Raw genomic sequence first — 12,939 nt, 5'->3', positions numbered from 1 at the left:
ACCATAAAACATGATCATTTGGCAGTGAATAGAAATGATTTGATATCTATTTCTGCCAAATATTTATGTATTCTACATTAGGAGCGATTAAAAATGCCAATTATTATAAATAAGGATTTACCTGCTACTGAAGTGTTATCTAAAGAGAATGTATTTTATATGACGAAAGAACGCGCTGAAACTCAAGATATCCGTCCTTTAAATATTGGTATCTTAAACTTAATGCCAACAAAAATAGAAACTGAAACGCAAATATTACGGTTAATCGCAAACTCCCCATTACAAGTAGATGTTGAATTAATTGGTACAGAATCATACAAGCCTAAAAATATTTCAGAGGAACATGTCACAAGTTTTTATAAAACACTTTCGCAAGTTCAAGATACGAAATATGACGGGTTTATCATAACCGGTGCTCCAGTTGAAACCTTAGAATTTGAAGAAGTTGACTATTGGTCTGAATTAAAAGAAATTATGGATTATACAAAGGAAAATGTCACCTCAACTTTACATATTTGTTGGGGAGCACAAGCCGGTTTGTATCATCATTATGGCATACCTAAATACGATTTAGAGCAGAAGATGTTTGGTGTATTTCCACATACTTTAGAAGACCGATTTGTAAAACTTGTACGAGGATTTGATGACCAGTACTATGTTCCGCATTCCCGTCATACTGAAATTAAAAGAGAGGATATTGATCGAGTAAGTGGATTAAAGATTTTAAGTATGTCTAATGAAGCTGGTGTTCATTTAGTTTCAAGTGAGGATGGAAAACAAATATTTGCAACTGGCCATAGTGAGTACTGTGAGAACACATTGAAAAATGAATATGAAAGAGATAGAAAAAGAGGGTTGGCAATACAAGTCCCTAAAAATTATTACGAAAATGACGACCCTACAAACCCACCAATTGTCCGTTGGAGAAGTCATGGTAATCTATTATTCTCAAATTGGTTAAACTACTATGTTTATCAGGAAACGCCATATTCATTGTAATTTAATTAAATCTTTCACAAAAATTTCAAATAAAAAGTAAAATTATTAGAAAATTTAAAATTATCATTGCTATTTTCATAAAACATTACCATAATGGTAATTATATCTAAAATTAAAACGGAGGAGTTATCATGAAGAACTGTATTTCTATCGGTTTATTAGGACTAGGAACTGTTGGTAGTGGGGTTGTCAAAATTGTTGAAGCCCACCAAGATCGCTTAGCTCATCAAATTGGTTGTTCTGTCGAGGTTAAAAAAGTATTAGTAAAGAATCTTGAGAAGGAACGCGCAATTACGATTCATAAAGACTTACTAACGACAGATGCGACAGAAATATTAGATGATGCTGATGTTGATGTTGTCGTTGAAGTAATGGGTGGGATCGAAGACGCTAGAAGATACATTCTCCATGCTCTTCGAAATAAAAAACATGTTGTAACGGCAAATAAAGACTTAATGGCTTTATATGGCACTGAGTTATTACGTGTAGCAAACGAAAATAAATGTGATCTATTTTATGAAGCAAGCGTAGCAGGTGGTATTCCGATTATCCGTAGTTTAGTAGATGGATTAGCAGCGGACCGTGTGACGAAGCTAATGGGGATCGTAAATGGTACGACTAACTTCATTTTAACAAAAATGAGCAATGAAGGTAGACCATACGAAGATGTATTAAAAGAAGCACAAGAACTTGGCTTTGCAGAATCAGATCCAACTTCTGATGTTGAAGGACTTGATGCAGCAAGGAAAATGACAATTCTTTCGAAGCTCGGTTTCTCAATGGATGTTGAGCTTGAAGATGTTCAAGTTAGAGGAATTAGTTCAGTATCTGCAGAGGATATTGATTATGCAAGATATTTTGGATATACAATGAAGTTAATCGGTTATGCAAAAAGAAGCGAAAATAGAATTGAAGTTAGTGTTGGACCTACTTTAATCTCTCATAGTCATCCATTAGCATCAGTTAGTAATGAATTTAATGCAGTTTATGTATATGGAGAAGCTGTAGGAGAAACGATGTTTTACGGACCAGGCGCAGGAAGTTTACCAACTGCAACTGCAATCGTATCTGACTTAGTTGCTGTAATGAAAAATATGCGTTTAGGTGTAAATGGAACAAGCGCTGTTTTACCGCAATATCCTAAAGAATTAAAAGATGATCATGAAATTCACTTTAAATCATTTTTCCGATTTACAGTTCAGGATCAGTTAGGATCGTTTGCAAAAATAACTTCTTTATTTACTGAGTGTGATATTAGTTTTGAGAAAATCATTCAAGTTCCTTTAAAACATCAAGGATTAGCCGAAATTATTTTAGTGACTCATCAAGCTTCAAGTGCTGCATTCAAAAAAGTAATTCGTGATTTAGAAGCATCAGATGTTGTAGATGAAGTTCGAAGTTATTATCGAATTGCAGGTGAAGAATGAGATGTATAAAGGGTTAATCAATCGATATACAGATTTTTTACCAGTAAGTGAAAATACACCACAACTAACTTTAAATGAAGGAAATACACCATTACTTTATTTACCTACTTTATCAAATGAATGGGGTATTGAGCTTTATGTAAAATTAGAAGGGTTAAATCCGACTGGATCATTCAAAGATCGCGGTATGGTAATGGCAGTCGCAAAAGCAAAGGAAGAGGGTAGTACTGCAATTATTTGTGCATCTACTGGTAATACTTCAGCAGCAGCTGCAGCTTATGCAGCAAGAGCGGGTATGAAATGTATCGTTATTATTCCAAATGGTAAAATTGCTTATGGAAAATTAGCGCAAGCTGTCATGTATGGAGCACATATTATTAGTATTGATGGAAATTTTGATCATGCATTACAGATGGTCCGAAAAATAAGTGAAACTGAACCAATTACATTAGTTAATTCTGTAAATCCATATCGAATTGAGGGACAAAAAACCGCAGCATTTGAATTATGTGAACAATTAGAGGCTGCGCCAGATGTTTTAGCTATTCCGGTTGGAAATGCGGGGAATATTACTGCTTATTGGAAAGGTTTCCTTGAATACAATCAAGCAAAAGGGTACTCTTTACCAAAAATGCATGGGTTCCAAGCAGAAGGAGCAGCACCAATTGTTAATAATCAAAAAGTTGAAAATCCTGAAACAATCGCCACAGCAATCCGAATTGGAAATCCAGCGAGTTGGAAGCAAGCTGTCAATGCGATCAATCAGTCGGATGGAAAAATCGATAGCGTTTCAGACGATGAAATACTTGAAGCTTATAAATTGATTGCTTCTAAAGAAGGCGTTTTTGCTGAACCTGGTTCATGTGCAAGTATAGCTGGTGTTTATAAACATCTTCAAAATGGATTTATTAAACGTGGATCAAAAGTAGTTGCAATTTTAACAGGAAATGGATTAAAAGATCCTGATATTGCGATCCAATCGAATCAAATTGAACCAATTTTATTACCAAATGACCAAAAAATAGTATCAGAGCATTTACAAGGTGTGGTAACAGTATGAAAAAACTTTTTGACATCACAGTCCCTGCTAGTACAGCGAATGTAGGGCCTGGATTTGATTCAATTGGAATAGCTTTGGGTAGATTTTTAAATATTGAAGTTTATGAACATGATTCGGTCAGCTGTGAGGCGGACGGTGACTATTTAACAGGTATTCCGACTGATGAATCCAATTTGATTTTTCAGACTGCATTTGATGTAGCAAAACAATATCATAAAGATTTACCTGCTTGTCATTTAAAGCTTAAGAGTAATATTCCACTAACAAGAGGTCTTGGGAGTAGTGCTTCAGCTATTGTCGGTGGTATTTTATTAGCGAATGAATTATGCCATCTAAACTTAGGCTTAGATGAGCAACTTTCAATTGCAACATCGATGGAAGGGCATATGGACAATGTTGGTGCATCAATTTATGGTGGATTGGTAATTGGAACTTATATTGATGAAAAGGCTTATATTCAACATTCAACAATAAATAATGTTTCAGTCATTGCAATTATCCCGACCTATGAATTAGAAACTAAACATGCTAGAAATATTTTACCGAAAGAAATCCCACATAAAGATGCAATTTTATCAAGTAGCTTTAGTAATTTACTCGTTGCTGCATTGTTAAGTGAAAATTGGAAGCTTGCAGGAGATATGATGAAACGGGATTTATTTCACGAACCATATCGCAGTAAAATCGTAAAAGAATTAGAAATATTAAAAAACCATAAACTTCCACAATATGTTTATGGTCATGTGTTAAGTGGTGCCGGACCGACAATACTAGCATTTGTAGATAAAGAATATTGTCAAAATGCCAAAGAATTTTTTGAAAATTTATTCCCGAACTATGAAGTAAGCGAAATAACTGTTGAAAATATCGGTGCAAAGGTAGAACATTCTATCCATGTGAAATAATAAAACCACTCATTTATGCATTGCAACCCATCTGTAGTCAACTAACAGTAAGGTGCAGTACACATAAATGAGTGGTTTTATTTGTTTTGCTTCTTATTATATTGATCAGCTAGTAATTGTTTCACTTGATTATATGTTAATCCTGAATTTGCATTTTGTTTTTTTACCTCTTCAATATCAGTTCCAGCTATCGTTAATTTCTTATCTTCCACTAAAATCAGCTCCAAACATTAGATGTATTCAGTTTATTATGTAGTATAGTTTGAATAATTATTCTGATACTATAGTTGATTAATCCATCGGAGGTAGAAAATTGTCTTTTTTATTTAGTGATCATTCTTTAACTTTTTTTGACTGGATGTTAAGAGCAGCTGTAGGATTTATTTTTATGTTAATAAGTTTGAAAATATTAGGGCAAAGAACGATTTCGCAAATGAGACTACTGGATTTTGTTGTTGTCCTTATCGTAGGCAATATCATTGCACATCCATTATCAGATGAACATTTATCATTAACAGATTCTTTTATTTCAATTGGTGTTTTAGTCGTCTTATATTTAATTTGTAATTATTTAACTTTTAGATCAAATAAGTTTAAACATTTTGTGAATCCTCATCCACTGCATCTAATTTCTAATGGAAAGATTCAATATCAGAATTTAAAAAAAGCACGAATTACCATTGATGAATTACTTTCAGAGCTCAGAAAGGAAAAAATTGATGATCCGAAAAAGGTTGCATTGGCATTCTGGGAAGCTGGTGGTTTTATTTCAACATTTTTATATCCGAAATATGAGCACCCAACAAGAGAAGAGCTTCAAATAAAAGAGAAACCATTTCACTTTATTCAACCGATTATTAAAGATGGTACAATTGAACAAGAAGTTTTGACAAAAATGAACAAGGATTCAAGTTGGTTAATTGCAGAATTAAAACATACATATCATGTTCAAATCAATGAAATATTACTAGCAACTTTAAATGAAAATGATAAGATAGATATATATTTATATAAATAAAATCGAGGTTGTTTTCATGTTCGAAGTGCTACTTAGAGTTTGCGGATTTGTGATTGGAATGATCTTTAGATTCATAGCAGAGATACTAATTGAATTCATTTTCTACTATTTATTTGAAAAACTGTTTGGAAAATTATTTGAGAAGCTTGGTTGTCCAATTAAAAATAAAAATGAAGAGTTAGTTTTAGGACGAATAGCTGTACTTGAAGCTGAATCATGGTTTGAACCATATAAAATTTATACGGTTGAAATGGCTCAAAGGAAAAGTATTCGAACTTACATTCTAAAATGTAATATGAATGAAATTCTTGCAAATGAAGAAAAACGGATTGAATTTTTGAATGAACTAGATCGCAAGTTGTTTGATCTGAATAAAAATGGATTAAGAACAAGAAAAACGAGCCAATACTAGTGGCTCGTTTTTTTATTATTTCTTATATACTTTTACCGTTACTGTTTTAACTCCCCAATTAAGGGCTTTTTTCTGATTTGGGATAAATACGTCGATTTTGTTTCCTTTAAGTGCGCCACCAGTATCGCCTGCAATAGCGTAACCGTAGCCTTCAACATAAACCTTTGAGCCTAATGGAATAACTTTAGGGTCAACAGATATAACTTTTAAATCAGGATTCTTTTTTAAATTTAATCCTGTTGCTGTTTTACCACTGCAACCTTTACAGTTGCCTGTATAAGCAGACGCTTTCATTTTTAACACTTTAACAGGTTTTGCAGTTGTTGAAGTTTTTTTCGTAGTTGTACTTTTCTTAGCTGGTTTAATTTGTAGTACTTGATTAACATTTATACGGTCTGATTTCAATTTGTTCCAATATTTTAATTGAGAAACAGTTACCTTATGCTTTTTTGAAATTTGCGATAAAGTATCACCAGACTTAACCTTGTAAGAGTAAGCATATGTATGATTTGTAAATCCCATTGTTAGAAAAACAGTAGTAACAAAACATGTTATCATTTTTTTCATATTTTTCGCTCCTGTCTATTTCTATGTTTCATACTTTACCATGGAAATGTGACAGTGAGATTTCAATAGTTTTTAGATTATATTACAATTATGTTACTTTTGACATATTAGAAATAAATGGAAGAGAGTGTCAATAGCCTTACTGATTCGACATACTGGATAAAATAAATCAAATAATTATTACGAGTTGGATGATTAGACTAAATATTTAGAATAATGTATAATGTAGAATGTAAATACATAATCAATAAAGGTGGGATAGCATGTCAACGAATACGTATTCATTAACGTGGGATTTAGATGTATTTTTTAAAGGCGGGAGCGAGTCTCCAGAATTTGCACAATACATAGAAGAGATTAGTAGTTTATTAGAAAATCTTGAACACCAAGTTACGCAATTTATAGCACCAAAAAGTAGTAATGAAGTTGAAGAATTACATAATATTATTGTTAATATTCAAGCAGTTGGAAAGAAATTATCACAAGCTAGCGGTTTCGTAAGTTGCTTACAAGCACAAAACATGGCCGATCAAAAAGCGAATTTGCTTCGTGGAACTTTAACTGCATTATTTGCGAAGTTCTCTACAACATTAACTACGTTCCATGATCAATTAACAAAAGTAAATGATACTGTATGGACTGAAATTTTAGAAAGTGACGATTTTAAAGAAATTTCATTTGTATTAAACGAACGTCGTCAAAACGCAAAAGAATTATTAACGGTAGAACAGGAGTCGTTAATTACTGCACTTTCAGTAGATGGTTACCATGGTTGGGGTCAAATGTACGATACTGTAGTTGGAAAAATGCAAATCGAGCATGATGGTAAAACATTATCTGTTGGTCAAGCATCAAATCTGTTTTCAGCTAAAGATCGAAATGTTCGACAAGAGATTTTTGGTAAATGGGAAGAAACATGGGGTAGCGAAGCAGATTACTTTGCAAAAATCTTAAACCATTTAGCCGGATTCCGTTTAAGCGTTTACGGACAAAGAGGATGGGATAATGTTTTAAGAGAGCCACTTTCAATTAATCGCATGAGCCAAGAAACACTTGATGCAATGTGGGGCGCGATTATTGACAATAAAGCTCCATTTGTTGAATATTTACAACGAAAAGCAAAATTATTAGGTGTAGAGAAATTAAGCTGGTATGATTTAGATGCTCCAGTAGCAGATACAGATTCTAGCGTTTCTTATTCTGAAGGGGCAGAATTTATTTTAGATCAATTCAAACATTTCGGTGATGAATTAACTGATTTTACGAAAATGGCTTTTGAAGATTCATGGATCGAAGCTGAAGACCGTTCTGGAAAACGTCCAGGCGGATTCTGTACTGGATTCCCTGAGAGCAGTCAATCTCGTATTTTTATGACGTTCTCTGGTACTGCTTCAAATGTTTCAACTTTAGCACATGAACTTGGTCACGCATTCCATTCATATGCGATGAGGGACGTTCATACACTTAATAGATACTATGCGATGAATGTAGCAGAAACAGCGTCAACTTTTGCAGAGATGATTGTTGCTGATGCAGCAGTAAAAAATGCAGGAACTAACGAGGAACGCTTAGCATTATTAGAAGATAAAGTACAACGTAGTGTTGCATTCTATATGAATATTCACGCACGTTTCTTATTTGAAACACGTTTTTATGAAGAACGTAAAAATGGCATTGTTAGCAAAAATAGAATCAATGAATTAATGGAAGAAGCACAAAAAGAGGCATATTGCGGAGCTTTAGAAGAATACCATCCACATTTCTGGGCATCAAAGCTTCATTTCTATATTACTGGCGTACCATTCTATAACTTCCCTTATACGTTTGGATACTTATTCTCATTAGGTATTTATGCGAAGGCGTTAGAAGAAGGTAAAAACTACGAACAGAAATATATCGCTCTTTTAAAAGATACAGCTTCTATGACAGTTGAAGAATTAGCACAAAAACATTTAGGTGTGGATTTAACAAAACGCGATTTCTGGGAAAGTGCAGTAAAACTTTCATTGAAAGACGTAGAAGAATTCTTATCCCTTACTTAAATGATATCTTTTTGGAGAAGAGAACTCGTTTTATTACGAGTTCTTTTCCTGTTTATATTGCTTTTATTAAAAATAGATAAGAAAACACGGAGGGGTTTTAATGTTTGCCTCTTTAGTCAGGGAGTGACTAATGATGAAAAGTTTAACGTTTTTAAAACCATATCGCCTAACAATGGGGGCCGCGATATTTTTTCTACTAGTCGAATTAATTGTAGAACTATATCAACCATATATTCTATCGAAAATTATTGATAAAGGGATCTTAAACAATGACTTGTCCTATGTAACAAAATGGGGATTGGTCATGCTTGTACTATCTGTTGTCGCGTTTATAGGCGGCGTGTTGAATACATTTTATTCAACACATGTTAGTCAAAGCTTTGCGTTTGGACTACGTAAGTCATTATTTGAAAAGGTCCAAACTTTTTCATTTACAACCTTTAATTTTTTACCGACATCTTCCTTAATTACAAGACTCACAAATGATGTAACACAGCTACAGAATACTGTGTTTATGAGTTTAAGAATCATCCTAAGAGCCCCGCTCATGGTAGTGGGTAGTGTTGTAATGGCACTTATATTAGATTGGAAACTTTCGTTTGTTTTATTTTTCATATTGCCATTGTTATTTTTCTTTTTAAATTGGATGGTTCAAAAAGGTAGAGAACTGTTTAAGAGAGTACAAGAAAACGTAGATTCAGTAAATAGTGTACTACGAGAAAATTTAATGGGAATGAAGCTAATCAAAGCATTTGTACGAAATGATTTTGAAGACGAAAGATTTCAAGTGATTAACAATAATTTAAAAAGAAAAACTGCAACTGCACTTAAAACAATGGAAGTGACAATGCCTGTACTATTACTTTTTATGAATGCTTCAATTTTAGTCGTACTGTGGTATGGAAATAGTAAAGTTCATTCTAATCAATCTAATATTGGTGAGATTGTTGCGATCGTTAACTATATATCAAGAATTACTTCTACATTTTCTGTATTTTCTTTTATCATCATGGCTTTTTCAAGAGCTAGAGCATCTTCAGAGCGAATTGAAGAAGTACTTACAATCGAAGAAGACTTTATTGAAAAGAATGAAGGGAATAAGCTAAGAAATCGAATTGAAGGAAAAGTCCAATTTCATGATGTTTCATTTCAATACCCAAATACAGAAAATGATGTATTACAAGATATCTCTTTTGTTGCATATCCGAAAACATCAATTGCAATTCTAGGTTCTACAGGAGCTGGAAAAACTTCATTATTTCAATTAATTCCGCGTTTATATGATGTAAGCGAAGGGACAATTTTAATTGATGATCAAGATATTCGTAAAATGAATAGTAAGGAGCTACGCGGTCAAATTGGTTATGTTCCTCAAGAAGCATTATTATTTACAGGAACGATTAAAGAGAATTTATTAATGGGTAGAGAAAATGCTTCAGATGAGGATGTTTATACCGCTGCAAAACACGCTCAAATACATGAAACAATTCTTTCATTCCCTAATGGTTATGAAAGCAAAATTGGACAAAAGGGTGTTAATTTATCTGGTGGACAAAAGCAAAGACTTGCTATTGCAAGAGCATTATTAAGAAAACCTAGTATTCTATTACTCGATGATAGTACTAGTGCGTTAGATTTAAAAACAGAAGCAAAATTAATTCAATCATTAAAGGAATATGATTGTACTATATTTATCATCACCCAAAAAATCAGTTCCGCTATAAATGCAGATAAAATATTGATTATTGATGATGGATGCTTAGTTGAAGAAGGTACGCATGATTCACTGCTGGAATCGTCTAAGCTGTATAAAGCAATTTATTATTCACAATACGGAAGGGAGGAAATTCCTAATGCTAAAGGAGCTAACTAAACCTTTCCGATATAAACATATACCCTTACAACTAAAGAAAAATGAAAAGGAAAAGTCGAGAGCAAGAAATGTTTCTGCTACATTAAAACGAATATGGAGCTATTTATCATTTATGAAGGCAAAACTAAGCCTAGTTTTGTTATTAGTTTTAATAAGCTCTGTATTAGGTTTACTTGGACCGGTATTAGTTGGATATGCAATCGATCATTTCATCATTAAAAATAATTTACATGGTTTAAGTATGTTGATTGTTTCGCTTATTTTTATTTATCTTGGATATTCAGCATCTTTATTTCTTCAAAACTATTGGATGATTGAAATTGCTCAAAATACAGTTAATAAAATGAGAACAGAGCTATTTAAACAATTTCATAAATTACCAATATCATTTTTTGAAAAAAGACAGCATGGGGAATTAATGAGTCGCGTAACAAATGACTTAGAGAATGTAAGCTCAACTTTAAACAGTTCTGTAATTCAAATTTTCTCCAGTGTACTGACTTTAGTTGGTACAGTTTCAGTAATGATTTATTACAGTCCGCTCTTAACTTTATTAACACTATCAATTGTACCTATATTAGTAGTCGGAATTAAATGGATTACAAATCGAACTGGACAATTATATAAGATTCAACAAAGAAATTTAGGTGAAATGAACGGGTTTATCGAAGAAACCATTTCTGGTCAGAGAATTATTAAAACCTTCTCTCAAGAAGATAAAATGATTCGTGATTTCCTAGTTAAAAATGAAAAACTAAAAACGTCAGGATTTTGGGCGTTGATTTTTGCAGGTTTCATTCCAAAGTTCATGAATGTATTAAATAATGCAAGCTTTGCAATAATAGCAGGTATTGGTGGATATTTTGCATTCAAAGACATTATTTCAATCGGAACTATTGTTATTTTTACTGAGTATTCAAGACAATTCACGAGACCTTTAAATGATTTATCGAACCAATTTAATACGCTACTTTCTGCAATTGCAGGAGCAGAACGTGTATTTTCAATTCTTGATGAGGATGTTGAAGCAATCGATGAAACAAATATTATAGATCATCGTAAAATAATTAAAGGTGATGTTGAGTTTAAGAATGTTTGTTTTTCTTATGGAAAAGATAGTAATACTTTAACAGAAGTCTCATTTAAAGCGAACTCAGGAGAGTCAATTGCCTTAATTGGACCTACTGGTGCTGGAAAAACAACGATCGTAAACTTACTTTCGCGCTTTTATACAATCAATAGTGGTGATATACTCATAGATGGTGTGAAAATTGAAAATTATTCAAGGAAGAATTTGCGTGAACAAATGGCGTTTGTTCTTCAAGACTCATTTTTATTTAAGGGTACTATTCGTGAAAATATTCGATATGGTCGCCTAGATGCTTCAGATAAGGAAGTAGAAGAAGCTGCAAAACTAGCAAATGCCCATAATTTTATCACCAAAACTCCTAATGGATATGATACAATTTTACAGCAAGATGACGGACAAATTAGTCAAGGGCAAAAGCAACTTCTCTCTATTGCAAGAGCCATATTAGCAAATCCTGCAATTTTAATTTTAGATGAAGCGACAAGTAGTATTGATACAATTACAGAAATTAAAATTCAAGAAGCATTGCTAAGATTAATGGAAGGTCGAACTAGCTTTGTAATTGCACATCGATTAAATACTATAAAAAATGCTAATCAAATTCTAGTTTTACAAGACGGAATGTGTGTAGAGAGAGGGACACATGACGAATTACTAAATCAACAAGGATTTTACTATGAATTAGTGAATCATCAAGGGATGAATGAAGATCAGCATATACAATAAAGGGTGGAAATATGGACTACAATTCATTTAAAGAAATTATTCACGGTAGAAGAAGTATTCGTAAATATACTGATCAGCCAGTTTCAAATGAAATCATTGAAGAAATTATTGATTGTGCACGCTATGCTCCAAGTGACACAAACTCACAAACATGGGAATTTATTATTATTAAAAACACTGATAAAATTAAAAAGATTGAAGAAATGACATGGGATTCTTTGCATGAAGTCGCTGAAAAAGCGAAGGAAAAAGGATTAGAAAAAGAAGGGAAGCTATTAGTTCGTTCTTTTGGTCCTTATGCAACAGCGTTTCGTGAAGCACCAGTTTTAATTATTTGTTTAGCAACACCATACGAGTCTAAGTTCCGTACAAAAATCTTTGATCCTATTGGATTTGTTGAACCAGAGGTTTGGACGGAAGAAGGTATTAAAAGTAGTTGTTTAGCATCACAAAATTTAATGCTAGCAGCTCATGCATTAGGATTAGGCACTTGCCCAATGACAGGTCCAGTTTTATTAGCACAAGATAAGCTAAGAGATTATTTAGATATTCCAGAAGATCGTGAAATAAATATGGTCATCTCACTAGGTTATCCTTCTGAAGCTGCTAAAAAATTAGCACGTAAAGAAGTATCTGATATTATTCGTTATGTTGAATAAATATTTATATTATTTAAAGAGAAGATGAATTCTTCTCTTTTTTTTGTTGTTTTTCTATATCAAATACAAAGAAAACGATATTTTGGAATAATATTACAATTGAATTTATATTTACACATATGTATAATAATTCGAGTGAAATATAAAATTATAGATTTTGT

12 protein-coding genes are annotated in these 12,939 nt (G+C 32.7%); 10 read left to right on the top strand and 2 right to left on the bottom strand.

What is annotated here, in order from left to right; translation table 11 throughout:
- Nucleotides 1-93 precede the first annotated feature (93 nt).
- From metA to thrB, 4 genes are all read left to right on the top strand, one after another.
- Entirely contained in the window at nucleotides 94-999 is a 906-nt protein-coding gene (gene metA / locus CAB05_RS01975; protein WP_087998133.1) for a homoserine O-acetyltransferase MetA, read from the top strand.
- A 131-nt stretch (nucleotides 1,000-1,130) separates the two neighbouring features.
- Nucleotides 1,131-2,426 (top strand): homoserine dehydrogenase, encoded by a 1,296-nt coding sequence (locus CAB05_RS01970; protein ID WP_087998132.1) that lies wholly within the window; start codon nucleotides 1,131-1,133, stop codon nucleotides 2,424-2,426.
- A gap of 1 nt (nucleotide 2,427) precedes the next feature.
- Entirely contained in the window at nucleotides 2,428-3,486 is a 1,059-nt protein-coding gene (thrC, locus tag CAB05_RS01965) for a threonine synthase (RefSeq protein WP_087998131.1), read from the top strand.
- Complete coding sequence (gene thrB / locus CAB05_RS01960) at nucleotides 3,483-4,391, top strand: homoserine kinase (RefSeq protein WP_087998130.1); 909 nt, start codon at nucleotides 3,483-3,485, stop codon at nucleotides 4,389-4,391. The genes thrC and thrB overlap by 4 nt, the downstream gene beginning before the upstream one ends.
- Nucleotides 4,392-4,468: 77 nt before the next feature.
- On the opposite strand, the gene CAB05_RS22555 is transcribed toward thrB, so the two are convergent.
- The gene (locus CAB05_RS22555) at nucleotides 4,469-4,603 is read right to left on the bottom strand and encodes a hypothetical protein (RefSeq protein WP_268876375.1); all 135 of its coding nucleotides are present in this window, start codon (nucleotides 4,601-4,603) and stop codon (nucleotides 4,469-4,471) included.
- A gap of 101 nt (nucleotides 4,604-4,704) precedes the next feature.
- Between CAB05_RS22555 and CAB05_RS01950 the strand changes: the two genes are divergently transcribed.
- Both CAB05_RS01950 and CAB05_RS01945 read left to right on the top strand, forming a co-directional pair.
- Nucleotides 4,705-5,409, top strand: coding sequence for a DUF421 domain-containing protein (locus CAB05_RS01950; RefSeq protein WP_235821342.1), 705 nt, complete (start codon nucleotides 4,705-4,707; stop codon nucleotides 5,407-5,409).
- Between the two features lie 16 nt (nucleotides 5,410-5,425).
- Entirely contained in the window at nucleotides 5,426-5,821 is a 396-nt protein-coding gene (locus CAB05_RS01945) for a hypothetical protein (RefSeq protein ID WP_087998129.1), read from the top strand.
- Nucleotides 5,822-5,836: 15 nt separating this feature from the next.
- Here the strand turns inward: CAB05_RS01945 and CAB05_RS01940 are convergent, their stop codons facing one another.
- The gene (locus CAB05_RS01940) at nucleotides 5,837-6,388 is read right to left on the bottom strand and encodes a 3D domain-containing protein (RefSeq protein ID WP_087998128.1); all 552 of its coding nucleotides are present in this window, start codon (nucleotides 6,386-6,388) and stop codon (nucleotides 5,837-5,839) included.
- 263 nt (nucleotides 6,389-6,651) lie between these two features.
- On the opposite strand from CAB05_RS01940, the gene CAB05_RS01935 reads away from it, so the two are divergent.
- The 4 genes from CAB05_RS01935 (at nucleotide 6,652) to CAB05_RS01920 (ending at nucleotide 12,778) form a co-directional block, all read left to right on the top strand.
- Nucleotides 6,652-8,430, top strand: a complete 1,779-nt coding sequence (locus CAB05_RS01935) for a M3 family oligoendopeptidase (protein ID WP_087998127.1) — start codon at nucleotides 6,652-6,654, stop codon at nucleotides 8,428-8,430.
- Nucleotides 8,431-8,560: 130 nt separating this feature from the next.
- A complete protein-coding gene (locus CAB05_RS01930) occupies nucleotides 8,561-10,303 on the top strand; it encodes an ABC transporter ATP-binding protein (RefSeq protein WP_087998126.1) in 1,743 nt (580 codons plus the stop codon).
- The gene (locus CAB05_RS01925; protein ID WP_087998125.1) at nucleotides 10,284-12,119 is read left to right on the top strand and encodes an ABC transporter ATP-binding protein; all 1,836 of its coding nucleotides are present in this window, start codon (nucleotides 10,284-10,286) and stop codon (nucleotides 12,117-12,119) included. The genes CAB05_RS01930 and CAB05_RS01925 overlap by 20 nt, the downstream gene beginning before the upstream one ends.
- An 11-nt stretch (nucleotides 12,120-12,130) precedes the next feature.
- A complete protein-coding gene (locus CAB05_RS01920; protein WP_087998124.1) occupies nucleotides 12,131-12,778 on the top strand; it encodes a nitroreductase family protein in 648 nt (215 codons plus the stop codon).
- Nucleotides 12,779-12,939: the final 161 nt, after the last annotated feature.

The organism is Gottfriedia solisilvae (assembly GCF_002128405.1).
GTDB classification, from domain to species: Bacteria; Bacillota; Bacilli; order Bacillales; family Bacillaceae_G; genus Gottfriedia; species Gottfriedia solisilvae.
The sequence above is the reverse complement of the archived record's forward strand: the minus strand, read 5'-3'. Positions and strand labels throughout refer to the sequence as shown.

Excerpts from the sequence above, each read along its gene's own strand:
- CAB05_RS01925 (WP_087998125.1), top strand. The coding sequence starts at position 10,284 with ATGCTAAAGGAGCTAACTAAACCTTTCCGATATAAACATATACCCTTA.
- thrB (WP_087998130.1), top strand. The coding sequence starts at position 3,483 with ATGAAAAAACTTTTTGACATCACAGTCCCTGCTAGTACAGCGAATGTA.
- CAB05_RS01930 (WP_087998126.1), top strand. The coding sequence starts at position 8,561 with ATGATGAAAAGTTTAACGTTTTTAAAACCATATCGCCTAACAATGGGG.
- metA (WP_087998133.1), top strand. The coding sequence starts at position 94 with ATGCCAATTATTATAAATAAGGATTTACCTGCTACTGAAGTGTTATCT.
- CAB05_RS01970 (WP_087998132.1), top strand. The coding sequence starts at position 1,131 with ATGAAGAACTGTATTTCTATCGGTTTATTAGGACTAGGAACTGTTGGT.
- thrC (WP_087998131.1), top strand. The coding sequence starts at position 2,428 with ATGTATAAAGGGTTAATCAATCGATATACAGATTTTTTACCAGTAAGT.
- CAB05_RS01920 (WP_087998124.1), top strand. The coding sequence starts at position 12,131 with ATGGACTACAATTCATTTAAAGAAATTATTCACGGTAGAAGAAGTATT.
- CAB05_RS01940 (WP_087998128.1), bottom strand. The coding sequence starts at position 6,388 with ATGAAAAAAATGATAACATGTTTTGTTACTACTGTTTTTCTAACAATG.
- CAB05_RS01935 (WP_087998127.1), top strand. The coding sequence starts at position 6,652 with ATGTCAACGAATACGTATTCATTAACGTGGGATTTAGATGTATTTTTT.
- CAB05_RS01945 (WP_087998129.1), top strand. The coding sequence starts at position 5,426 with ATGTTCGAAGTGCTACTTAGAGTTTGCGGATTTGTGATTGGAATGATC.